Source organism: Sinorhizobium sp. BG8, from assembly GCF_016864555.1.
GTDB lineage: Bacteria > Pseudomonadota > Alphaproteobacteria > Rhizobiales > Rhizobiaceae > BG8.
In genome coordinates, this window is sequence record NZ_CP044011.1 from 1 (window position 1) to 21,237 (window position 21,237).

General features: G+C 63.9%; 18 protein-coding genes and 6 pseudogenes. 11 read left to right on the forward strand and 13 right to left on the reverse strand.

Going from position 1 to position 21,237, the window contains the following annotated elements; all coding sequences use genetic code 11:
- Window positions 1-48: 48 nt before the first annotated feature.
- Together F3Y30_RS00005 and F3Y30_RS00010 are read left to right on the forward strand one after the other, a co-directional pair.
- Window positions 49-805 (forward strand): annotated as a pseudogene (locus F3Y30_RS00005) (gamma-glutamyl-gamma-aminobutyrate hydrolase family protein).
- 302 nt (window positions 806-1,107) lie between these two features.
- Window positions 1,108-1,254 carry a hypothetical protein gene (locus F3Y30_RS00010; RefSeq protein ID WP_203424585.1) on the forward strand — a complete coding sequence of 49 codons (147 nt, stop codon included), beginning with the start codon at window positions 1,108-1,110 and terminating at the stop codon, window positions 1,252-1,254.
- Window positions 1,255-1,437: 183 nt separating this feature from the next.
- On the opposite strand, the pseudogene F3Y30_RS00015 reads toward F3Y30_RS00010, so the two are convergent.
- The 3 genes and pseudogenes from F3Y30_RS00015 to F3Y30_RS00025 all read right to left on the reverse strand — a co-directional run bounded on the left by F3Y30_RS00015 (window position 1,438) and on the right by F3Y30_RS00025 (window position 4,057).
- Window positions 1,438-2,395, reverse strand: a pseudogene (locus F3Y30_RS00015) (2-hydroxyacid dehydrogenase).
- A 36-nt stretch (window positions 2,396-2,431) separates the two neighbouring features.
- Window positions 2,432-3,458: pseudogene (locus F3Y30_RS00020) on the reverse strand (LacI family DNA-binding transcriptional regulator).
- A 65-nt stretch (window positions 3,459-3,523) separates the two neighbouring features.
- The gene (locus tag F3Y30_RS00025; RefSeq protein ID WP_203424570.1) at window positions 3,524-4,057 is read right to left on the reverse strand and encodes a MarR family transcriptional regulator; all 534 of its coding nucleotides are present in this window, start codon (window positions 4,055-4,057) and stop codon (window positions 3,524-3,526) included.
- A gap of 123 nt (window positions 4,058-4,180) precedes the next feature.
- Between F3Y30_RS00025 and F3Y30_RS00030 the strand changes: the two genes are divergently transcribed.
- The 4 genes and pseudogenes from F3Y30_RS00030 (at window position 4,181) to cysE (ending at window position 8,071) form a co-directional block, all read left to right on the forward strand.
- Window positions 4,181-4,972: a creatininase family protein gene (locus F3Y30_RS00030; RefSeq protein WP_203424571.1), complete on the forward strand. Its 792-nt coding sequence runs from the start codon at window positions 4,181-4,183 to the stop codon at window positions 4,970-4,972.
- 133 nt (window positions 4,973-5,105) lie between these two features.
- Window positions 5,106-6,227, forward strand: coding sequence for a GTP-binding protein (locus F3Y30_RS00035; protein ID WP_203424572.1), 1,122 nt, complete (start codon window positions 5,106-5,108; stop codon window positions 6,225-6,227).
- Window positions 6,227-7,214, forward strand: a pseudogene (locus F3Y30_RS00040) (WD40 repeat domain-containing protein). The gene F3Y30_RS00035 and the pseudogene F3Y30_RS00040 overlap by 1 nt, the downstream one beginning before the upstream one ends.
- 11 nt (window positions 7,215-7,225) lie before the next feature.
- Window positions 7,226-8,071 (forward strand): serine O-acetyltransferase, encoded by an 846-nt coding sequence (cysE, locus tag F3Y30_RS00045; protein WP_203424574.1) that lies wholly within the window; start codon window positions 7,226-7,228, stop codon window positions 8,069-8,071.
- Between the two features lie 3 nt (window positions 8,072-8,074).
- On the opposite strand, the pseudogene F3Y30_RS00050 reads toward cysE, so the two are convergent.
- The 6 genes and pseudogenes from F3Y30_RS00050 to odc2 all read right to left on the reverse strand — a co-directional run bounded on the left by F3Y30_RS00050 (window position 8,075) and on the right by odc2 (window position 13,636).
- Window positions 8,075-9,114: pseudogene (locus F3Y30_RS00050) on the reverse strand (serine hydrolase).
- A 167-nt stretch (window positions 9,115-9,281) separates the two neighbouring features.
- Window positions 9,282-9,725, reverse strand: a complete 444-nt coding sequence (locus tag F3Y30_RS00055) for a glyoxalase superfamily protein (protein ID WP_203424576.1) — start codon at window positions 9,723-9,725, stop codon at window positions 9,282-9,284.
- A gap of 580 nt (window positions 9,726-10,305) precedes the next feature.
- Window positions 10,306-10,973 (reverse strand): annotated as a pseudogene (locus F3Y30_RS00060) (OmpW family protein).
- 338 nt (window positions 10,974-11,311) lie between these two features.
- The gene (locus F3Y30_RS00065; protein ID WP_203424578.1) at window positions 11,312-11,716 is read right to left on the reverse strand and encodes a hypothetical protein; all 405 of its coding nucleotides are present in this window, start codon (window positions 11,714-11,716) and stop codon (window positions 11,312-11,314) included.
- A gap of 106 nt (window positions 11,717-11,822) precedes the next feature.
- The gene (locus tag F3Y30_RS00070) at window positions 11,823-12,413 is read right to left on the reverse strand and encodes an N-acetyltransferase (RefSeq protein WP_203424579.1); all 591 of its coding nucleotides are present in this window, start codon (window positions 12,411-12,413) and stop codon (window positions 11,823-11,825) included.
- Between the two features lie 89 nt (window positions 12,414-12,502).
- On the reverse strand, window positions 12,503-13,636 hold the full coding sequence (gene odc2 / locus F3Y30_RS00075) for an ornithine/lysine decarboxylase (protein WP_203424580.1): 1,134 nt from the start codon (window positions 13,634-13,636) through the stop codon (window positions 12,503-12,505).
- 637 nt (window positions 13,637-14,273) lie between these two features.
- Between odc2 and F3Y30_RS00080 the strand changes: the two genes are divergently transcribed.
- The 3 genes from F3Y30_RS00080 (at window position 14,274) to F3Y30_RS00090 (ending at window position 16,949) form a co-directional block, all read left to right on the forward strand.
- On the forward strand, window positions 14,274-15,179 hold the full coding sequence (locus F3Y30_RS00080; protein ID WP_203424581.1) for a LysR family transcriptional regulator: 906 nt from the start codon (window positions 14,274-14,276) through the stop codon (window positions 15,177-15,179).
- A gap of 100 nt (window positions 15,180-15,279) precedes the next feature.
- A complete protein-coding gene (locus F3Y30_RS00085) occupies window positions 15,280-15,921 on the forward strand; it encodes a DUF1007 family protein (protein ID WP_203424586.1) in 642 nt (213 codons plus the stop codon).
- Window positions 15,915-16,949 (forward strand): nickel/cobalt transporter, encoded by a 1,035-nt coding sequence (locus tag F3Y30_RS00090; RefSeq protein WP_203424587.1) that lies wholly within the window; start codon window positions 15,915-15,917, stop codon window positions 16,947-16,949. Before F3Y30_RS00085 ends, F3Y30_RS00090 begins: the two co-directional genes overlap by 7 nt.
- Window positions 16,950-17,125: 176 nt before the next feature.
- On the opposite strand, the gene F3Y30_RS00095 is transcribed toward F3Y30_RS00090, so the two are convergent.
- The 4 genes from F3Y30_RS00095 to F3Y30_RS00110 form a co-directional block, all read right to left on the reverse strand.
- On the reverse strand, window positions 17,126-17,344 hold the full coding sequence (locus F3Y30_RS00095) for a hypothetical protein (RefSeq protein ID WP_203424588.1): 219 nt from the start codon (window positions 17,342-17,344) through the stop codon (window positions 17,126-17,128).
- Complete coding sequence (locus F3Y30_RS00100) at window positions 17,341-18,030, reverse strand: GNAT family protein (protein WP_203424589.1); 690 nt, start codon at window positions 18,028-18,030, stop codon at window positions 17,341-17,343. Before F3Y30_RS00100 ends, F3Y30_RS00095 begins: the two co-directional genes overlap by 4 nt.
- Before the next feature lie 135 nt (window positions 18,031-18,165).
- Window positions 18,166-18,876, reverse strand: a complete 711-nt coding sequence (locus F3Y30_RS00105; protein ID WP_203424582.1) for a tellurite resistance TerB family protein — start codon at window positions 18,874-18,876, stop codon at window positions 18,166-18,168.
- A 113-nt stretch (window positions 18,877-18,989) separates the two neighbouring features.
- Window positions 18,990-19,628 carry a 2-dehydro-3-deoxy-phosphogluconate aldolase gene (locus F3Y30_RS00110; RefSeq protein WP_203424583.1) on the reverse strand — a complete coding sequence of 213 codons (639 nt, stop codon included), beginning with the start codon at window positions 19,626-19,628 and terminating at the stop codon, window positions 18,990-18,992.
- A 181-nt stretch (window positions 19,629-19,809) separates the two neighbouring features.
- On the opposite strand from F3Y30_RS00110, the gene F3Y30_RS00115 reads away from it, so the two are divergent.
- Both F3Y30_RS00115 and F3Y30_RS00120 read left to right on the forward strand, forming a co-directional pair.
- Entirely contained in the window at window positions 19,810-20,301 is a 492-nt protein-coding gene (locus F3Y30_RS00115; RefSeq protein WP_203424590.1) for a CYTH domain-containing protein, read from the forward strand.
- Window positions 20,279-21,196, forward strand: a complete 918-nt coding sequence (locus F3Y30_RS00120; RefSeq protein WP_203424591.1) for a CHAD domain-containing protein — start codon at window positions 20,279-20,281, stop codon at window positions 21,194-21,196. The genes F3Y30_RS00115 and F3Y30_RS00120 overlap by 23 nt, the downstream gene beginning before the upstream one ends.
- The last annotated feature ends 41 nt before the right edge of the window (window positions 21,197-21,237 follow it).

The window sequence follows — 21,237 nt, forward strand, 5'->3', positions numbered from 1 at the left end:
TTCATCCCCTGATACCGGAGTTCCGTTCATGTCCGACCCTGCGTTGCCATTCCCTGCGACATCCGCGAGATCGAAGGCAACGTCTGGCAGGCTACCCCCAATCAGTACGTGCGTGCCGCTGTCAAAGGCGCCGACGTCATGGTGTTCCTCGTTCCCGCACAGGAAAACGGCCACGATTTCGACGGCATCCTCGACAGGGTGGACGGTTGCTTGTCAGCGGCTCGCGCACCAACGTGCACCCATCGCTCTATGGCGCTCAGGCGACGGAAGCCGACGGCCCGTTCGACCCCGCGCGCGATGCCACGACCCTGCCGCTCATCCGCCGCGCGATCGAACGCGGCATTCCGCTGCTGGCGATCTGCCGTGGGATTCAGGAACTGAACGTGGCGCTCGGCGGTACGCTCGCCAACGACATCCAGGACACACCGGCATCTGGGATCACCGCAAGCCCGACGTGCCGGAACTCGACGAGGCCTATGGCATCCGGCAGAACGTGATCGTCAAGGAGGGCAGCTGCCTTGCGGCGGCGGTGGGCCCGGGTGAGATCCAGGTCAACTCCCTGCATCGTCAGGCGATCTCGCGCACCGCGCCGCGCCTTGCGGTCGAGGCGCTTGCCGAGGACGGCACGATCGAGGCCGTTTCGGTGATCGACTCCAAGGCCTTCGCCGTCGGCGTCCAATGGCATCCGGAATACTGGGTGGGAACGGACGGAACCTCGAACAAGCTGTTCAAGGCTTTTGGCGATGCGGTGCGCGACTATGCCGCCCGCAAGCAGCACACCTCCGAGAAGGCCGGAGCGGCCTGAACCAGGCCGTCAGTCGACCACGGCCATCGTCAGCAGCGCGTCCGACGGTTCGATCGCCTCATAGGCAAGCCCGTCACCCTCCGCGATGGTGATGATCGCCTCACCCTTGGCATTGCCGACAACGACCATCCCGTCCCCGTCTCGATCCAGGTTCGGGCCTTCGACAGGCCCGCCAGACGAGGTCGCAATCGGGCCCGGCGCTGAAACGCAGGCTGCGGTTTGAAAGCTTCTCGCCGCGCTGCGCAAGACAGCTCGTGTGCTCGGCGGCATTCGCAATCGAATAGGTCTTCTGCGGATTCGGTTTGGCGATCGACGCAACGACGATCGGGTCCGGCCCGTCCTGTACCTGCCGGCTCGCGAAGGCCCACAGTCCGGACGCGACGATGGCTGCCATGCTCGCAATCATAAGCATCTTCATGGACGCTTCCCTCAAGCTTGGTCCCGCATGAGACGCGGCGCGAGGCGCGCCGCAGCGGGTATCTGGAAGATCACGCTACGCGCCCAAGCTTGCGAAAGGCTTACTAAAGGATTTTCTTGATCGCTAAAATGCTGCCGGAACGAGGACCGCAGCACGAAACCGTTGCCCGCCCCTTCCCCAGCCGGAGCGGCGGCATCCGTGCCTCTGCATTCCCTCAGTGCGGGTAAGGGGTCTCCGCGACAGGGGTCAGCGGCGCGCCGTTGAAGAACCAGCCAAGCAGATTGTCCGCGACCAGATCGGCCATGGCGTCACGGGTGGCGACGGAAGCCGATGCGACATGCGGCAAGAGCGACATGTTCGGCATGTCGAGGAAAGCCCGCGGCACGTGCGGTTCGTCTGGAAAACGTCAAGGCCCGCCGCCGCTATCGTGCCATCCCGAAGAGCGCGCGCAAGATCGTCCTCGTCCACGGTCCAGCCACGGCCGACATTGATGAGAACGCCGTTTGCCCCGAGCGCGCCGAGAACCTCGGCGTTGATCGTCTTGTAGGTGTCCGGCGTCTTCGGCACGATGGCGATGAGCGTATCCACGCCGAGGCAAGCCCCAGCAACGTCGAATGATAGGTATAGGCTACACCCGGCCTCGGCGTACGGGTGTGATAGCTGATCTCCACGAAGCCTTCAAGGCGGCGGGCGATCGCCATGCCGATGCGGCCCAGACCATAGATGCCGATCTTGCGCCCTCTGAGCGTGAGCGGCGTCAGCGGGAACTGGCCGTCGCGCTCCCAGCGTCCTTCCCGCAGCCATGCCTCGGCTTGCGGGTAACGCCGGACAGTGTTGAGGAGAAGCGCAAGCGTCGTATCCGCCACTTCCTCGTTAAGCACATCCGGCGTGTTCGTCACCACGATACCGCGTGCCGCCGCCGCACCGACGTCCACTCCATCATATCCGACGCCGAAGCTCGCGATGATCCGCAGTGCCGGCAAGCGCTCCATGAGCTCGGCGCTGAACCTGCCTGATACGGCCGCACCCGTAATTTCCGGAGCAAGCTCGGGATCGATGAGGTCGGGATCCGCGCGCTCGATCCGCACGATGTCACACTTTTCCTGAAGCCTGAGGATGACGCGTTCGCGGATCTGGCCGGGAATGAGGATTTTGGGTCGGATGTCGCTCATGGTTGTCCTGTATTGCGCATGCGTGGAAATGCCGCGTCAGCTCTCGATGTGATGGCGCAGGGGCCCTGTCGACTGGCGGATTCGCATTTCAGGCTTGATGAGGTGAATGCCGTCAGGATCGTGATTTCCGGAAAGCTTGTCGAGGGAGCGCCGGGCGGCGCTGCGCCCGACCTCCGACTGGCCGTTCCAAACGGTTGTGAGCGAAGGGGTCGCGATGGACGCCTCCTCGAGATCGTCATACCCCGTGACCGAGACGTCGCGGCCGGGAACCAGCCCGGCACGGGCGATGCCGTTCATCAGGCCGATCGCCACGAGGTCGTTCCAGCAGACGGCGGCCGTAGGCTTCTGCGGCAGTGACAGGAAGTTGACCGCCGCCTCGAACCCGCCCTGCTTCGAGCGGGCCCCGGGATGCGCAGCGCGGGTCGACCTCGATATTGGCCTTGCGCAAGGCGTTGACGTAACCTTGGTAACGGTCGCGGCCTGTCGAGGTCTGGTCGGTGCCGCCGACCATCGCGATGACCCGGTGGCCGAGCCCGATCAGGTGGTTGGTGGCAAGCGAAATCCCGTAGGTATCGTCTCCCCGGAAGATCGGCACGTCGAGCCCGTCGATCGAGCGCGCGATGAGGATGGCCGGCATGCCATTGTCCTCCGCGAGCTGGATGTCCTCCGCCGGTGTTCCGATCGCCGGCGACATGATCACCCCGTCGCCGCCAAGCTGCAGCAGCGTCTCCACGAAGGTGCGCTGCTTTTCCACCGAGTCGTAGTGGTTCGACAGGATGAATGTCTGCTGGTTTCGGTCGAGTTCGCTCTCGATTGCCTTGAGGATTTCGGCATAGAAGGGATTCATGATGTCGTGAACCACGACGCCGATGATACCCGATCGCGAGGTCCGGAGACTGGCGGCGCGCCGGTTGTAGATGTAGCCGAGTGCCCTCGCCTGCTCCTTGATGCGATCGCGGGTGCTCGAGGCGACCAGGGGGCTGTCTCTGAGGGCCAGCGAAACTGTTGCCGTCGAAACGCCGAGCGTCTCGGCAATGGTCGAAAGCTTGATCTTTTGTGCCACGACGCGCTCCCCGCGGAAGCGCTCCTGAACTGTGCGGCGCCCCTTAAAAGATTTATTTAAACGCTTTAAATCTCCTCCGCAACATCCTTCTCAGCGGGCTCCGAGCGGCCTTCGATCACCCCGCGCAAATTGTCGTCGACAGCTCTCAGGAGCTTGGAAAGTGTGCGGATCTCCTTCTCCGACAGCCCCTCGACAGCCTGGCCTTCGCTGACCCGTACAGCCTCTCCGATGACGGAGAGCGAACTCCTCCCGGCATCGGTTAGGTGAACGACGGTGAGGCGCCCGTCATCCTCATCCGGTCGCCTCTCCACGAAGCCCTGCGCCTCGAGCCTGCCTATGGTGCGGGTCATGGTCGGCGCCTTGACGCCGAGGCGCGCGGCGAGCGAGCCCGCGGTCAGTCCGCCCTCCTCCGCCAGTGCCATGATGACCCCGTCCTGCCCGGCATAGAGACCGGCAGACAAGAGGTTCCGCGACAGCACCGTGCGCATGGAGCGCGCGGCCTGGACTATGCTGCCGCCGAGCGGCGGAATCCCCGCCTCCTCCTGGCCCTTCTTTTTGCCGGATTTACCCTTTTTGCCGTCCTTGTGTTTCTTGCCCATCGTTTCCACCTGACGCGGATTGTTCTGTGGTTGCTTCTCGGCTGCAAAAATCTTGCATCGTATGGTCCTCCCTGTATGACTCATTGCAACTGCTTGCGGCAAGACAAGATCAGGGGATGGGCGATGGTGCGACCGGCGCGACGCTGGAGTGACAATGACGCAAGACTCGCTCCGGCCGAACGCGCGCGATGGATCGCCGTCCTCCCGCTCGGTGCTCACGAGGGCCATGGCCCCCATCTGCCCCTCGACACGGACACGCTGATTGCGGAAGGCATCGTCAAGCGCCTGATCGCCGCCCTGCCCGCAGACCTGCCGGTGAGCTTCCTTCCGGTCGAACCGGTCGGCTACTCGCCGGAGCACCTCGACGTCCACGGCACCAAGTCGCTGGAATATGATGAAGCCATCGAGCGCTGGCTCGCGGTCGCCGGCGAACTGTTTCATCTCGGGCTCCGCAAATTCGTCATGCTGAATGCCCATGGCGGCAATTCCCCCCTGATGACCATCGTTGCGACCGAGGCACGCATCCGCTTCGGAATGCTTGCGGTCGCAACCAGCTGGACCCGCTTCGGCCAGCCCGAAGGCTGGATCTCGCCGGAACGCAAGGCGATCGACATCCATGGCGGGGACATCGAGACTTCCGTCATGCTGGCGCTCGACCCGGATCTGGTGGAGATCGGCAAGGCAGAGGATTTTTCGTCTCGCCAGACAGAGTTTGCCGAGCGCTTCACGCACCTGCGCGCCTATGGGCCGCATGCCTTCGGCTGGAAGATGTCCGATCTCAATCGGAAGGGCGTGGCCGGCAATGCCGCCAACGCCACGGCCGAGCGCGGCGAGCAGCTCCTCGACCACGCGGTCGCCGGCATCATTGAATTGCTGAGGGACGTCGACGCATTCGACATGTCTGATCTGGACTAGCCCGAGTGCGTCGCCGGCCCGCCCGGTCCGGGACAAGAATTCCGCGCCCAAGACCTTTGCTCTTGGCTCCCTCATCTCCTATATGAGGGCGACAATCCGACAAACGCGGCAGAACGCCAGCTCCGAGGCTACCATGACCGACACCGCCACGCAGAAGCCCATCCCCGTCACCGTTCTCACCGGCTATCTCGGCGCGGGCAAGACCACGCTGCTCAACCGCATCCTGACCGACAACCATGGCAAGAAATACGCCGTCATCGTCAACGAGTTCGGGGAGATCGGCATCGACAACGACCTGATCGTGGAGTCCGACGAGGAAATCTACGAGATGAACAACGGCTGCATCTGCTGCACCGTGCGCGGCGACCTGATCCGGGTCGTCGAGGGCCTGATGCGCCGCCCCGGGCGCTTCGACGCCATCATCGTCGAGACCACCGGTCTTGCCGACCCCGTTCCGGTGGCGCAGACCTTCTTCATGGACGACGACGTTCGCTCCAAGACCGAGCTCGATGCCGTCGTCGCCCTCGTCGATGCGAAGCATCTGCCGTTGCGCCTCAAGGATTCGCGGGAGGCCGAGGACCAGATCGCCTTTGCCGACGTCGTTCTCCTGAACAAGACCGACCTGGTAACGCCGGAAGAGCTCGCACGGGTCGAGGCCACCGTGCGGGTAATCAACCCCTCCGCACGCATCTACCGCACCACGCGCTCCGACATCGACCTTTCCAAGGTCCTCGACCAGGGCGCCTTCAACCTGGAGCGCGCGCTCGAGAACGATCCGCATTTCCTCGATCACGATCACGAGGACCATGTCTGCGGTCCCGATTGCGACCAGGATCACCACCACCACGATCATGACCACGACCATCATCATCATGACCACGATCACGACCACGATCACGACCATGATCATGGCCATCATCACCACGATCATGGCCCGTCCCCGATCCATGACGTGACGGTCCAGTCGATCTCGCTGCGCGGCGGCGAGATGAACCCCGACCGGTTCTTCCCCTGGATCCAGAAGATCACCCAGACCGACGGGCCCAACATCCTCCGCCTGAAGGGTATCATTGCCTTTGCCGGCGACGACGAGCGCTACGTCGTGCAGGGCGTGCACATGATCGTCGAGGGAGACCACCAGCGGGCCTGGAAGGACGGCGAGAAGCGCGAGAGCCGCCTCGTCTTCATCGGTCGCGACCTCGACCGCGAGAAGATCGAACGCACGTTCAAGGCCTGCGAGGCTCAGCCGAACTGATGCCGACAGTCGCACCTCTCGATCTCGACGGCCACGTCGTCGCGGCCGTTTTCCTCGGTGACGTACCGTTCTTCGCGTCCGCCTCCGGGGAGATCCATCGCCTGGACAACGGACACAAGGTGACGCAGGCCCATCAGGGACTGCTTGCCTGCGTACGGGACGCGGCGAACGACACGCTTGTGACGGGCGGCGAGGACGGCAAGGTCCTGCGCATCAGTTCCGAGGGCACCAGCACCACCCTTGCGGAAGTGCCGCGCAAGTGGATTTCCGTCGTGGCGCCGGCCCCCAGGGGCGGTCGCCTTTGCAGAAGGCAGAACGGCCCGCGTGCGCCTGCCGGACGGCACGGTGAAGGAATTCGCCGAGACCCGCACCGTCGAGGGCGTCGCCTTCGCGCCCAAAGGGTTGAGGATCGGCATCGCGCGCTACAACGGCGTTTCGATGCACTGGGTGGCCACCAATGCCCCGCCCGTCGACCTTGAGTGGAAGGGCGCCCATACGGGTGTGATCTTTTCGCCAGACGGGCGCTTCGTGGTGACGTCGATGCAGGAGAACGCTCTCCACGGCTGGAAGCTCGACGGCAAGGCGGGCGCCGACACGCGCCACATGCGCATGACGGGCTATCCGGCCAAGGTAAAATCTCTCTCCTGGTCGGCCAAGGGCAAGTGGCTTGCTTCCTCCGGCGCGCCGGCAGCCATCGTCTGGCCCTTTGCGGCCAAGGACGGCCCGATGGGCAAGGCACCGCTGGAACTCGGTACGCGCGCCGACGTGATGGTGACGGCCGTCAGCTGCCATCCGGTCGAGGATGTCGTCGCCATAGGCTATTCCGACGGCATGGTTCTCGCCGCCCGCTTCGCGGATGCGCGCGAAGTGCTGTTGCGCCGGCCGGGCAAAGGTGCGATCACCTCGATGGATTGGAGCCGCAACGGCAAGCTCCTGGCCTTCGCATCGGAAACCGGCGACTGCGGCGTGATCGACATCGCCGGATAGGAGAATGGCGCATGCCTTCGAAAACCGCACTCTCTCCGCAGATCGCTGACAAGACGCCGGCGCCGAGCCTGCGCCCGCACCCGGCAGACAGCGAGATCTGGACGATCGTCCGCGCGGAGGCCCGCGATCTCGCCGAACGCGAGCCGGTCCTGCGGGCAAGTCTCGAGCGCCTCCTCGCGGCCGAAAGCGATGCTGCGCTGCTTTCCGGCGTGCTTGCCACGCGGCTGGCGGCCGACGAGGCCGAGCGCCGGACGATCGGGCAACTCCTGACGGAGGTCTTTTCCGCAGAGCCCTACATCCTTGCAAGGGTGGAACTGGATCTCAGGGCCGTGCGCGAGCGCGACCCCGCCTGCGAGAGCTTCCTTCATGTGCTCGCCAACCTCAAGGGCTTCCACGCGCTGGAGACCTACCGGGCGGCGCACAGCCTCTGGCATTCCGGGCGGCGCGAGGCGGCAAACTGGCTTTCCAACCTCGCCTCGCTGGTCTTCGGCGTGGATATCCATCCGGCGGCCACGATCGGGTCAGCGGTGATGCTCGATCATGGATCCGGCATCGTGATCGGCGAAACCGCCGTGATCGAGGACGATGTCTCGATCCTGCAGGACGTGACGCTCGGCGGCACCGGCAAGCAGACCGGCGACCGCCATCCGAAGGTCAGGCGGGGCGTAATGATCGGTGCGGGCGCCAAGATCCTTGGCAACATCGAGGTGGGAGCCTTCAGCAAGATCGCAGCCGGAAGCGTGGTCCTGAAGGCGGTTCCGTCTCACTGCACGGTTGCCGGTGTGCCGGCATCTGTCGTTCGCATCCACCGCGCCGACGAGATCCCGTCCGCGAGCATGGACCAGACGATCCTCTGAGGCTCAGCTCTCTGCCGTCCCGATGATTTCCGCGAGCAGGCCGTGGAGCGCGTCCCGGTATCCCGTGCGCGCCGATGGTCCGCTTTCGTCGGACGTCATGGCGACGGTCAGGCCGAGTTCGGGCACGATATAGAGCATCTGGCCACCGAAACCCCAGGCGAAATGCACGGTCTTGCCGCCGATGACGCGCTCGAACCAGCCGTAGCCATAGCCGTCATTTGAGAAGCGGGAATTGGTGCGCACCTCCCAGGATTGCCGGACCCATTCCTCCGGCACCAGCTGCCTGCCGTCCCGCGTGCGGCCGCCGTTGCGGTAGAGCTCGCCGAACGCCAGAAGCGAGCGAGCGCTCATCGCCATCTGGTTGCCACCGAGATAGATGCCCTGCGGATCGCGCTCCCACGCGCCGATATGGAAATCCTCGAGCGGCCCGAGCCACTCGCGCGCCAGCGCCAGCGTGGGCTTGCCGCCGACCCTGGTGAGAATCGCCGAAAGCAGATGCGTCGACGCCGTAGAATAGAGCATCGCACCGCCCGGCTCTTCCACGAACGGCGCAGCAAGTGCCGTGCGCACCCAGTTGCGGCTCGACACCCAGCGCCCGTAGTTCGCACCGGACATCCGCTCCAGTCCCGCCTGCATCGACAGCAGATTGCCGATCGTCACCTGTGCGAGTCTCGGATCGGGTCAGCCGGCAGGTCGGCGCGAAGGATCGGTGCGATCGGCTGGTCGGTTCCCTCCAGCAGGCCCTTTTCGATGGCGATCCCGACCAGCGCCGAGACGATACTCTTCGATGCGGACTTGATATTGGTGCTCTCGCTCGTCGAATGTCCGCGATAGCCGCGCTCCGCGATGATCTCACCGTTGCGTGCAACGATGACCGTCCTGAGGGCCGGAAACGCCGACGCTTCGTCGAGAACACGCGAAAGCCCGCCACTGCGGGTCGCCGATGCCGGTTCCGCTGACCCTTCCAGCGCTTGCGCCTGCAGCGATCCCGGCGCCAACGGGAGCGCCAGGCAAAGGAAGAGGATGAGGACTTTTCTGGTCATGGGAGTGAGGTAGGGCATCGTCCGGCCGAAATCGCGGCGCCCCGCCACGCTTCACGCGTTCTTGAAGATTGGTGATGTGCGAAGCGTGCACGCCGGGCTTCGCAATCCGCCCCGCCACGGGAGCGGGGTGGATTGCGCGTGGGCACCCACGACGAACCAGATCCGGCCTACCACTCCAGCTCCACGTGCGGCCTGCCGTCCGATGTCTTCGAAGCGGTTCGCCCCGTTTCGTCGACGGTGCAGCTCACGCGCTGCCGGAAGGCGGAGAAGCTCTCGAAGGTCACCACGTCGACGGGTTCGTCAAAATGGAGCGTCAGGCGATAGTGGCCGGGGCTGGACGTAATCGCCTGGACCGCGAGCACCGTCGCGTCGAAGGGCTGTCCGAGATAGTGGCCGCGCACTCGCGAGCCGAGTTGCCAGGGATCGAATGGCGGGCGATTGCCGAGAGCCCCGTGAAGGGTGTTCCAGTCGCGAAAGCCGTATTGCGCGGCAACGAGTTCGAGCGCGCGGGAATGGCCGATTGGCTGGTCTTCGGCGGCAAGCCGGATCCTCAGACGTTTGGCCTGACCCTTCAGGCTCTCCAGGGAAGGAAGCGGCGTCGATAGACGCATGGTTTTCTCCAGTGTCTGCATGCGCCGTGTCGGAGGGGTCCGCATTGCCACCGGTCCGCATGCTATGATGCTGGAAAACCGTGTCGTATCAGAGAGACTTCACCAAAGCTTGCGCTCGCGGACGGCCGGGGCTCTCACCCGTCGGCCAGGTTTTTATCGCGAGGTGGGCCAGCTGTCAAACCAGCCCGCGACGGGATCCGCGAAGCCGAAAAAACGCACGCCGAAACCCCGGCACGGACGGCGGTCGAAACCGTCCGTGCCGGTTCTGCTCGGGAGGCAGGCAGGCGGCTCGGTTGCATTGGTATTTCATGTCAGGCTTTCCGCCTGCCCGGTTCCTGCAGGTCTTGCGAAGACGAAGGGATTGTGACGCTGTCAGCGCCGCAACACCCTCGCCCCGGAGACCCCACCCTGACGGCGAAGGCCTCAACCGGAGAAACCATCCTTCTTGCCCGGGTTGCGCCGGTGAGGCGGCCGGTTCGCGAACCCGGCTCCCTTCCCGAAGGACCGCCTTAGAATGACATACCCTTCGCGGGCGGGGAAAACGGGGAAAGTTTCCCCGCTCCGGATTCGCACACATAACCTAGAAACGATAGGTGAAGCCCGTGCCGATCAGCCAGGGGTCAAGCTTGGCCTTGCCCGAGAGCGACGTGCCGCCGAAGTCGACCTTCCACTCCGGCTCCAGGAACAGCTTCTTCACGTCGAAGTTGACACCCAGTGGTCGTCGATCATGTAATCGAAGCCGACCTGAAGCGCCGCGCCGAACTTGTTCTTCACGTCGAGGTTGGAAAAGTCGCCGCTGCCGGACTGATCGAAGAAGATGGTGTAGTTGACGCCAGCCCCGACATAGGGCTTGAAGGCACCGAAATCGGTGAAATGGTATTGCAGCGTCAGCGTCGGCGGTAGCAGCCATGTCTTTCCGACCTTGCCCAGCCCGGCGATCGAACCTGCTGCATCGATGTTGGCATAGGTGGCGCCGAGGATCAGTTCCGCAGCGATGTTGTCAGTGAAGAAATAGGAGATATCGAGCTCCGGAACGATCGTATCGCTGTACGACAGGTCGGAGCCTGCAATGCCGTTCACATGGCCCGAATCATTGGTCACGACACCCAGGCCGCGCACGCGGACCTGCCACGGGCTCGACGCCGCAAGTTCCGCCGCCCCTGGCGCCGGCTCGGTTATGGGCGTCAGGTCCGCCGCCGAGGCCACCTGCCCCAGGGTGGCGGCGACTGCGATCGCAAAAAGCCCCATGGGACGGGTCAGGGTGTTCAGCATCATTCTCTCCTTCATCGGTCATGAGCAGCGGAATCGCCGCTGCGATGCGGCGACTATCCGCCGATCCGACATGAGAGAGTTGAGCTGGATCAATACTTTAGCAACTGCTGTGCAGGTCTTTGCCGGTTTGGACAAGCGTTGCACTTATGCCACGCATTGCAATGCGGAGATGTATGCGCCGGTGGCTATCTTTCCAGGAAGGCCGCCCTCCCTTCCGGCAAGGCGGCGCACCGCCCTCGCTGCGACAGGCAGCGAAGGTTTCAACGACGGTCCGGATCGCTACCGGTTTCTGTCCGGGAGCGGCGAAGCCTGCCTCAGGCCGGGCGACCGGCCCTGCCCTCGAGTCTCACCGGGGCGTTCCGCCGAAGCGCGAACAGACAGAGCATGCCGAGCGCACCGAGCAGGATGATGAGCGCGCCGATCTTGGCGAGTGTCGGCTCTCCGCCGGCATCGATCTGCATCTTGCCGATGACGAGCAGCACGGCGCCGAGTTGATAGACGACGAACTGCGGCAGGGCGAGCCGGGATTCGCGCATGGATGGGTAGGCGCGCAGTATGAGCCCGAAGAGGATCGAAGAGACAAATCCCAAAAGATTGGCGTGGGCATGGGAATTGGAGAAGTTCAACTGCATCGCGACCCCCATCCAGATCCCGAATGCCATGCCGAACGCGAGCCAGAGCAGCCCGCAGCCAATATAGGCGTCGTCCAGTTTACGCATGATTATTCCCCCGTTTTGAGGCGGTGCCCGCCGGCACCGCCGCCCGATCGTAACATCGGGCGGGGAGATTGTCGCGCCAGCCGCAGTTCAACCGCAGGCCGCCCGATCAGGCCGCCTTGTTGAACTCCGGCCGACCCAGCCGGCGGCCGGAGGCGACGAGGACGCCGGCGGTGCCCTCGAGCCAGCCCTCTTTCAACTCCAGCGCCAGGAAACGATGGCGCTCGAACGGGCCGGGCATGACCAGATGGCAGGCCTTTTCCGCAAAGAAGCCGAAGCGCTCGTAATAGGGTGCGTCGCCGACCAGCAGGACTGCACCATGCCCCAGGTTGCGGGCTTCGGTCAGCGCTGCCCGCATCAGCGCGGAGCCGATGCCCTTGCCTTCGTGATCGGGGTCGACAGCAAGCGGACCGAGCAGAAGCGCGGGAACGGGAGCGCCCGAGGCGTCGATACCGGCCTCGACGTTCCACAGCCGCACTGTGCCGATCATGTGTCCGTCCCGATCTCGGGCGACGAGGGCGAGACCTTCTGCCGGAACCCGGCCGTGGCGAAGCTTCTCCGAGGACTTGCGGAAGCGGCCCTCGCCCATGGCGCGGTCGAGGAGGCGTTCACGCGCGACGACGTCGCCGGCATTCTCCGAGTCGATTGCGAATGCGGATTGCGCGAAAAACGCGCGGACAGAGTCAAGAACAGTGGCCATCCCGGCCTCCCGAACTTCAATTGCCGCCACAAGCGGGCATCAGACAGAGTTGTGAAAGGCGCTCCCGCGCAAATGCGGGAGCTGCCGGATCAGATGACATAGGCCTTCAGGGGCTCGAAGCCGTTGAAGGCGACGGCCGAGTAGGTCGTCGTATAGGCCCCGGTGCCCTCGATCAGAACCTCGTCGCCGATCGAAAGAGAGATCGGCAGCGGATACATGTTCTTCTCGTACATCACGTCGGCCGAGTCGCAGGTCGGGCCTGCAAGCACGCAGGGCTCCATCTCGTCGGCATCGCGAACCGTGCGGATCGGGTAGCGGATCGCCTCGTCCATGGTTTCGGCGAGGCCGCCGAACTTGCCGATGTCGAGGAACACCCAGCGATGGTTGTCGTTGTCAGACTTCTTCGAGATGAGGACGACTTCCGCCTTGATCACGCCGGCGTTGCCGACCATGCCGCGGCCCGGCTCGATGATGGTTTCCGGGATGTGGTTGCCGAAGTGCTTGCGCAGCGCCCCGAAGATCGCCTGGCCATAGGCCTCGGCGGAGGGAACGTCACGCAGGTACTTGGTCGGGAAACCACCGCCCATGTTGACCATCTTCAGCTCGATGCCCTGCTTGGCAAGCTGGACGAAGACGCGCTTGGCATCGGCGAGCGCAGAATCCCAGGCATCGAGCTTCGTCATCTGCGAGCCGACATGGAACGAGACACCGTAGGACACCAGGCCGAGCTGGTGCGCATAGACGAGCACGTCGACCGCCATCTGCGGTACGCAGCCGAACTTGCGCGATAGCGGCCATTCCGCACCTTCGCCGTCCGTCAGGACGCGGCAGAATACGCGGCCGCCCGGGGCAGCACGGGAGATCTTCTCGACTTCCTCGTGGCTGTCGACGGCAAACAGGCTCACACCAAGCGCGTGGGCGCGGGCAATGTCGCGCTCCTTCTTGATCGTGTTGCCGAACGAGATGCGGGCGGGCGTCGCACCGGCATCGAGCGCCATTTCGATTTCCGCGACGGACGCGCAGTCGAAATTGGAACCCATGCTGGCGAGCAGGCGCAGGATTTCCGGAGCCGGATTGGCCTTGACGGCATAGTAGATCGAGCTATCCGGCAGGGCATGACGGAAAGCCTTGAAATTGTCGCGCACGACATCGAGGTCGACAACAAGGCACGGACCGTCGGGACGTCGGGTGTTCAGGAAATCGATAATACGTGCGGTGGTCATCTTGCCATTCCCCATGATCAATTGGCTCCGGAAATCCGGAGGACAAAGGGCATACGCGAACATGCGATGGAACCAGCCGGTGGAGACCCCGGAACCAAGCATGCGCACGATGCGCGAACGATGAACTGAAGCCCGCCTAGGCTTCAATTCGGCTTTGTCTGCCATGGATTGGAGGGGAATAACCCAACCGCACTTCCGGCAATGAAGGTGTGCCTCTTCAGTAACCCCGGCTGATGGAAAGCCGGCAGACACCAGAAAGGCCCGCACCGTCGTTGCTTCAAGATGTCCTCGCATTTCCCGGTTGGCCGGAATAGCGACTGGAGGGGTTAGTTCCAGGTACCTTACCGATGACCTCACCTAATCGAGGGTCGGCGGACACCCACAGGCACGTGCGACTTTGGGCAGCACGGGAGATAAGGAGATTCCCTGTCGCAATCAAGAGTTTTTTGCCCCCCGCTATTGAAAATTCTTCCCCATCGGCGAAATTCGACCCAAGCCGCTCGAAGAATCAAGGATTTGGAGCAAAAAGATCCACCCGGGGCGATCGGGCGGCGAGATCGGCGCAGACAGACATGTTTCAGGATTTCAGCTGCGCTCGCCGCTTACGCGGCGCCGCCAAATTGGAAAGTCTTTTCAGATGGATACCTTGACCCGCATTCGGGCCTTCATCGATGTCGTGGACGCCGAGGGGTTTTCAGCCGCCTCGCGCAAGATGGGCCGCTCGAAGGCGCTCCTTTCCAAGTACGTCCGGGAACTCGAGGACGACCTCGGTGCGCTGCTTCTGAACCGCACGACACGCCAGTTCTCGCTGACCGAGGCGGGCCATACCTACTACCGCACCGCGTCCGAGATCCTGAAGGAAATAGACAACCTCGCCGACCTCGTGCGGGAGAAGAACACGGACCTCAAGGGGACGCTGAAGATCTCGGCGCCGCGCACCTTCGTCGATGCCGACATCGGCCAGTCGCTCGTCGATTTCGGGCGGGCGCACCCGGAACTGTCGCTCGAGATTGTCGCCGAGGACCGCTTCGTCGATCTGGTCGAGGAAGGCTTCGACGTGGCGGTGCGCATCACCCGGCTGGAAGATTCGGCGCTGATTGCCCGCAAGCTCGGTGACTTCCACCTGAAGATCTGCGCCTCGCCCGATTTCATCGAACGGACCGGCGCGATCACCCACCCGAACGATCTGGCGCGCCTTCCCTGCATTCTCGACACCAATGGGCGCTCCTACAGCAATTGGCGCTTCGTCGACGAGAAGGGCGCCGGCTTCAGCGTTCCGGTCAGCGGCCACATCGAGGTCAACAGCCCGATGACGGCGATCCGCGCCGCCGAAAGCGGCCTCGGCGTAGCCCAGGTGCCGGAATTCATCGCATCGAGCCGGCTTGCGTCAGGTTCTGTGGTGTCCCTGCTCGAGGACTTCCTGCCCACCGATCGCGGCATCTACGCGATCTACCCGCACCGCCGCTACCTGCCGGCCAAGGTCCGCACCTTCGTCGATTTCCTTCACGGCTGGTTTCGCCGTTTCCCTTCCACCGGCGGCTGACTGCGACAATCCGACAACCGCGACGGGTCCCAATTCCGTCCCAATTGAGATACATTCCATTGACTTGTTTCCACTTCGATCAAAGGGCGTCAGCGAACGCATGAACCATCGTACCATGCTCTTGGCCGGGCTCGCCTGGCTTGCTCCGGTGGCCGCCCTCGCCCACCCGCATATCTTCGCCGAAGCCCGGCTCGAGATCGTCGCAGGCGAGGACGGGACGATTTCCGAACTGCGCAACGTCTGGCGGTTCGACGACATGTTCTCCTCGAGCGTGATTCTCGATTTCGACAAGAACAGCAATGCGAAGCTCGATCCGGACGAGCTCGCAGAGGTCGGCCAGACGGTTCTCGAGTCGCTGGAGGAGTTCAACTACTACACCTCGATCACCGAGGACGGGAAAGACATCAAGGTCGCAAAGCCGGACGTGATAAACGTCGACTTCAAGGATGGGCAGCTCCTGATGTTCTTCAGCGTCAAGCCTGCGGAACCGATGCCCCTGAAGGGCAAGCTTACCTTCGGCGTCTACGATCCGACGATGTATGCCGCGATGGACTTTGCCAATGACGACGACATGACGGTCCTCGGCGACAAGTTCGACGCCTGCACGCACAAGGTCGTCCGGCCGGACCCGGACGAGGTTCTCGCGGAAAACCAGTCAACCCTCACCGATGCCTTCTGGAACGATCCGACGGGCACCGACATGTCCAAGCTCTTCGCCACGAGGATCGAAATCACATGCTGAATGGCAGGCTCGTGCGGCTCGCCCCGGCCGTCGCAATCCTGGTCCTCGCGGGACTGGGCTACGCCCACGCCCAGTCGCCGCTCGGCATCGGTACCGCAGAACCGGCATTCAACACGACCGGTCCCTTCGGCAGCTTCTTCGCCTGGGTCAACAGTGAGCAGCAGGGCTTCTATCGCATGCTGACGGGCGCGCTGAAGCAGATGCGCGACAATCCCTGGGCGGCCTCGACCCTCGTCGGACTGTCCTTCGCCTACGGCGTCCTCCACGCCGCCGGGCCCGGCCATGGCAAGGCGGTCATCTCGTCCTACATGCTGGCGAACGAGGTGGAACTGAAGCGCGGCGTCGTGCTGTCGTTCCTGTCCTCCATGCTCCAGGGCGCGGTCGCGATCCTGCTCGTCGGCGCGGCCTACCTCGTGCTGCGCGGAACCACGATCTCCATGACACGCGCCACCCATGCTCTGGAAGTCGCGAGCTATGCCCTGATCGCCGCCTTCGGCGCCTGGTTGCTCTATCGCAAGCTCCGGGGCGGTCCCAGAAAGGCCGCCGCCCTGAGCGCGCAGGTCAGCGCCACGTCTCACGAGCCGCACCACCACGATCATCACCACCACGGCCATGCAAATGACCACGGCCACCACCATGGGCCCGGCGAGATCTGCGCGACGTGCGGCCATGCCCACGCACCCGATCCGCAACTCCTGAAGGGTGAGCGCTTCAGGCTGAGGGAGGCATGGTCGGCAATCGTGGCCGTCGGTCTGCGTCCATGCTCGGGCGCGCTGATCGTGCTCACCTTCGCGCTGCTGAACGGGCTTTATCTCGGCGGAATTCTTTCGGTCTTCGCCATGTCGATCGGCACGGCCATCACCGTTTCGATCCTCGCCACGCTTGCCGTGACCGCCAAGAACGCGGCGATGCGCTATGCCGGCGACGGATCGGCGGCGCTGCGCCTCGGCAGTGCAATCGAGATCGTGGGGGCTTTGCTGGTCATGGTTCTCGGGCTCGTGCTCCTCGGCGCGTCGCTCCAGGCCTAGAGCAATTCCGCTTCTCTCGGGCTAGCGAGAGCGCTCAAACCCTTGTTTGACGCTGCTGCGGACACGAACCCGCTGCACGCCTCTTGAGGGGTAGACCTGCCGCAAATTGCGACGAGGCCGACCGTCGCGCTGACGGCAATCCGCAGAAATGGTGACTGAGACGGGCGAAATGCCTGCTACTTGTCGTGTCCGCGCTGGTAGCGTGCCCGCAGCCAGAACAGCAGGAAGAAAGCCAGCACGACCGCCGTGCCGAAGACGCCCGCGAGCCAGGGAGAAATCCCCCCGAGGGCAATCATCACCTTCGGAAGGAAGAAGAAGGCAAGCCCCGTCACGACCAGAATCACGGCGGCGGCGACGGCAGGCGACGTTCCCTTTCTTTCGGGCTCCACGCTCATGCCTTTTCCTTCAGGAGCTGAGCACGGATATCCTCCAGACGACGCTTCTGGCTTCCCGCCGCATCGAAGTTTTCCGGGTCGAGCCACAGTTCGAAAGCCCGGGCGACCACCGGCCATTCACCGTCGATGATCGAAAACCAGGCCGTGTCCCGGTTCTTGCGCTTGGACAGCATGTGTTGGCGGAAGACGCCCTCGTACTGGAAGCCGAGGCGGGCAGCCGTTCGCTTGCTCGGCTCGTTCTCGTCGTTGCATTTCCATTCGTAGCGACGATAGCCGAGGTCCTCGAAGGCATGCTTTGCCAGCAGATACTGCGCTTCGGTAGATAGAGGTGAACGCGCCATTGCCGGCCCGTGTGCTATACCGCCGATCTCGACGACGCCGTTTGCCGGATCCGGCCGCATGTAGTTGGCCATGCCGACGACCGTGCCGGTTGCGCGGTCGCGGAACACTTCGGTGACCCAGCCGCCCTTCTGCACGGCGCTCAGCCACGCATCGAAATCCTCGATGCCCTTGAAGTCGTCCTGGGTGAAATAGAGCAGCAGCGGGTTGATCGCCAGGCCGCCGAAGGCATCCCAGAGCGCCTGCAGGTGCGTCTCGCGATCGTATGGCTCGATACGAACATAACAGCCCTCCAGCGTTACCGGCGCGGGCGCCGGACGTGCAGTCCAATTTGCAAGATCAGCCATAAGTCACTCCCTGGTCCGCGACATCGCGCCGGCGGCATCAACGTGCTGCAGGCGGCGTTGCGGGTCGAGCCCGCAACGCATATTGCCATAATTCAGGGGATGCCCCGGCACAAATGGAAAGTGGTGATCGATCGATCACACGGCCGTGCCGGCCGGCGTCTTGGCGGCGGATACGGTCGCCTCGATATGGTCTACGAGCGCGTCCGCAAGCCCGAGCCTTCCCGCCAGCAGGTCGAGATAACCACGCTCCGCCCGGCTGTCAGGCTCGATTGTCAGCCGCGACGCTGTATAGAGCTCGACCTTCTGCTCCTCGCTTTTGGCGGCCGCAACGATCGCGTCCATGTCGATCGGATTGGCGAGCTCGCTATCGAGGAATGCCGTGGCGTCGTCGCCGAGGCCGGATACCTTGAGCTTGTCGATGATGCGTTCCCGCTCGGCCGCATCGATATGGCCGTCGGCGCGCGAGGCGGCGATCATGGCGCGCACCAGCACCAGTGCGAAATCGGCGGATACCGCTTCCGTCTCGAAGCCGGAATTGGTCGGAGGGGGAAGCAGTTCCGGGGTCGTCCCCGCGGCAGCGTCCTGCGGCGCCTGCCCTGCCTTGTAGGCCTGGTACGCCTTGTAGCCGAGGCCGGCGATTGCGGCCAGGCTGCCGAGCTTGAGAGCGCTGCCGGTCACCTGCCGGCCAGCGCCGGTGCCGAGCAGCACGCCGGCGATCGCGATCGAGGCGAGAGGGTTGTCCTTGGCGAGCTGGGTCACTTGCCCGGCCCTGTCCCGCACGGTCCCTCCCGCGCCAGGCACCTGCGATCCGAGGAACTGATCCAGCAATTTCTTCGCATCGAACATCTTGGCTCTCCGTTTCTTGTGCCGACTGCAACGGAAGATAGGATTGCCATATGCGAATTACAAACAGGCGAAAGCGCCGCATGCGCGGCGCGCTCGCTTGGGCCCGGCCTTGCTCAGCCCTTCAGTGCGAATGCTTCGGCGGCAAGCTTGGTGATTCCCGCCCAGTCACCCTTGACGATGAGCTCCTTCGGAGCGACCCACGAACCGCCGACGCAGACGATGTTCGGCAGCGAAAGATAGTCCTTCGCATTCGAAAGCGAGATGCCTCCGGTCGGGCAGAAGAGCGTGCCGGCAAGCGGCGATGCCAGAGACTTGAGGTAGGATGCGCCGCCCGCCTGCTCGGCCGGGAAGAACTTGAGAACCTCATAGCCCTCGTCGCGCAGTGCCATCACCTCGCTTGCAGTCGCCGCGCCGGGAAGCAGCGGAACCTCGAAATCCTCCGCCGCATCGAGAAGCGACGGTGTGGATCCGGGGCTGACGATGAACTGCGAACCTGCGGTGACCGCCTGCTCGAACTGGGCGGCGTTGAGGATCGTTCCCGCACCCGGAACGGCACCCTCGACCTCGTCGGCAACGGCGCGGATCGCGTCGAGTGCGGCCGGCGTGCGCAGCGTGATCTCGATCGCCTTGAGCCCGCCCGCCACCAGCGCGCGCGCAAGCGGAACCGCAGTTTTGGCATCCTCGATGATGAGGACCGGTACGACGGGCTGCAGCTTGAGGACGGAGAGGAGCTTTTCGTTTTTCTCGCGCATGGCATCGGCCCTTAAAACGATTGAATTTCCCGTGGAATATAGCGCTTGTCCGTTGATGTCGAGACAAAACCGCACGGTAGGGCTCAAACTTCATGCAAGCCCATACTGAGCGCTTGCCATCAGAGTGCTATAATGTAGTCTCGCTCGCACCTACGGTCCGCAACCATTCAGGGCGGAAAGCATGGCCAAGGAAATCGAAAGAAAATTTCTGGTTTCGGGAAGTCGCTGGCGCCAGACCGCCGATGCAGGCGTCAGGATTCGTCAGTCCTACATCATCACGACCGACGACCGGTCGGTGCGGGTTCGCACCTATGGCGACGGTCGGGCGCAGCTCACGATCAAGATCGGGCAATCCGCCCTGGTGCGCGACGAGTATGAATTCGACATCGATCCCGACGAGGCCAGGGACATGATGCGCCAGGCGATCGGGACGATCATCGAGAAGACCCGATACAAGGTACGCCATGGCTCCCACGTCTGGGAAATCGACGTCTACGGCGGCATCCACACGGGGCTGGTGATCGCCGAGGTGGAACTTGCGAGCATCCATGATGATCCGGACCTGCCGCCGTGGGTGGGCCGGGAAGTGACCGGCGAGAGCCGCTATTCCAACCAGGTGATGGCGCTCGGCCAGTCTGCGGGACTGACACATGCAGTTCATCTTCAGGCCTGACAAGCCGCTGGACAAGGAAATCCGCCGCATCGCCGGCGGCTATATCGAGAAGGCGATTACCACGCTCGAGGGCAGCCCACCCGGCGACGAAGAAGCCATCCATACGACGCGAAAGCAGTTCAAGCGCATGCGCGGCCTCTACCGCCTTGTGCAGTCAGCGGACAAGGAGTTCCGCGAGAAGGAGAATACGCGGATCGGGGAGGCCATGCGCGCCCTCGCCGCCGTCAGGGATGCGACGTCCCGCATCGAATGCGCCCGCCACCTCGCCGTCTCGGCATCGACCGCCGACGAGCACATGGCCATCATCCGCATCTGCGACCGCCTGGTGGAGTGGCGCAAGGAGCATGCCCCCAGCGGCGAGGAGATGGCGGCGCTGCAGGCCCGCACGATCGCCACCTGCCACGAAGCCAAGGCTGCCCTCGACACGTTCTCGGCGCCGGATTCGGCGCGGGCGACATCGCGGACCTTCGGCCGGGGATGGATGCGTACCAGCGACAGGGCCGCCAAGGCTATCGAGAACGCCAGGAATGGCGGCGATGCCGAAAGCTTCCACGCCTTGCGCAAGCGTGCGCAGGACCGGTGGATGCAGAGCGGCTTCCTGGCGGAGGCCTGGCCGTCCGCCTTCTTCGCGAGCTCGGCCAGGTCAAAGCGGCTCGTGCAGCTTCTCGGCGTCAATCAGGATATCGCTCTGCTCGGCAACTTCATCGATACGCATGCCGCCGATCTCGGCTCGTTCGGCGACGTCGCCCACCTTCTCTCGGTCATGATCGCGGAGAGCACCCGGATGCGAGCCGAGGCGCTTCCGCTTGCCGACGCCATCTTTGCCGGACGTCCCGAGCGGGAGGGCGAACGCGTCGAGCTCCTCTGGCGGTACGCCTGCAAGGTGCGCCGGTAGACAAAATGTCGCGAGCGCGCGCGGCAATTGCCTGAAAAGCC

What these genes read in the sequence shown, in the direction of transcription:
- F3Y30_RS00025 (WP_203424570.1), bottom strand. Translation starts at nt 4,057, where the DNA reads ATGGGCAAGAAACACAAGGACGGCAAAAAGGGTAAATCCGGCAAAAAG.
- F3Y30_RS00030 (WP_203424571.1), top strand. Translation starts at nt 4,181, where the DNA reads ATGGTGCGACCGGCGCGACGCTGGAGTGACAATGACGCAAGACTCGCT.
- F3Y30_RS00035 (WP_203424572.1), top strand. Translation starts at nt 5,106, where the DNA reads ATGACCGACACCGCCACGCAGAAGCCCATCCCCGTCACCGTTCTCACC.
- cysE (WP_203424574.1), top strand. Translation starts at nt 7,226, where the DNA reads ATGCCTTCGAAAACCGCACTCTCTCCGCAGATCGCTGACAAGACGCCG.
- F3Y30_RS00055 (WP_203424576.1), bottom strand. Translation starts at nt 9,725, where the DNA reads ATGCGTCTATCGACGCCGCTTCCTTCCCTGGAGAGCCTGAAGGGTCAG.
- F3Y30_RS00065 (WP_203424578.1), bottom strand. Translation starts at nt 11,716, where the DNA reads ATGCGTAAACTGGACGACGCCTATATTGGCTGCGGGCTGCTCTGGCTC.
- F3Y30_RS00070 (WP_203424579.1), bottom strand. Translation starts at nt 12,413, where the DNA reads ATGGCCACTGTTCTTGACTCTGTCCGCGCGTTTTTCGCGCAATCCGCA.
- odc2 (WP_203424580.1), bottom strand. Translation starts at nt 13,636, where the DNA reads ATGACCACCGCACGTATTATCGATTTCCTGAACACCCGACGTCCCGAC.
- F3Y30_RS00080 (WP_203424581.1), top strand. Translation starts at nt 14,274, where the DNA reads ATGGATACCTTGACCCGCATTCGGGCCTTCATCGATGTCGTGGACGCC.
- F3Y30_RS00085 (WP_203424586.1), top strand. Translation starts at nt 15,280, where the DNA reads ATGAACCATCGTACCATGCTCTTGGCCGGGCTCGCCTGGCTTGCTCCG.
- F3Y30_RS00090 (WP_203424587.1), top strand. Translation starts at nt 15,915, where the DNA reads ATGCTGAATGGCAGGCTCGTGCGGCTCGCCCCGGCCGTCGCAATCCTG.
- F3Y30_RS00095 (WP_203424588.1), bottom strand. Translation starts at nt 17,344, where the DNA reads ATGAGCGTGGAGCCCGAAAGAAAGGGAACGTCGCCTGCCGTCGCCGCC.
- F3Y30_RS00100 (WP_203424589.1), bottom strand. Translation starts at nt 18,030, where the DNA reads ATGGCTGATCTTGCAAATTGGACTGCACGTCCGGCGCCCGCGCCGGTA.
- F3Y30_RS00105 (WP_203424582.1), bottom strand. Translation starts at nt 18,876, where the DNA reads ATGTTCGATGCGAAGAAATTGCTGGATCAGTTCCTCGGATCGCAGGTG.
- F3Y30_RS00110 (WP_203424583.1), bottom strand. Translation starts at nt 19,628, where the DNA reads ATGCGCGAGAAAAACGAAAAGCTCCTCTCCGTCCTCAAGCTGCAGCCC.
- F3Y30_RS00115 (WP_203424590.1), top strand. Translation starts at nt 19,810, where the DNA reads ATGGCCAAGGAAATCGAAAGAAAATTTCTGGTTTCGGGAAGTCGCTGG.
- F3Y30_RS00120 (WP_203424591.1), top strand. Translation starts at nt 20,279, where the DNA reads ATGCAGTTCATCTTCAGGCCTGACAAGCCGCTGGACAAGGAAATCCGC.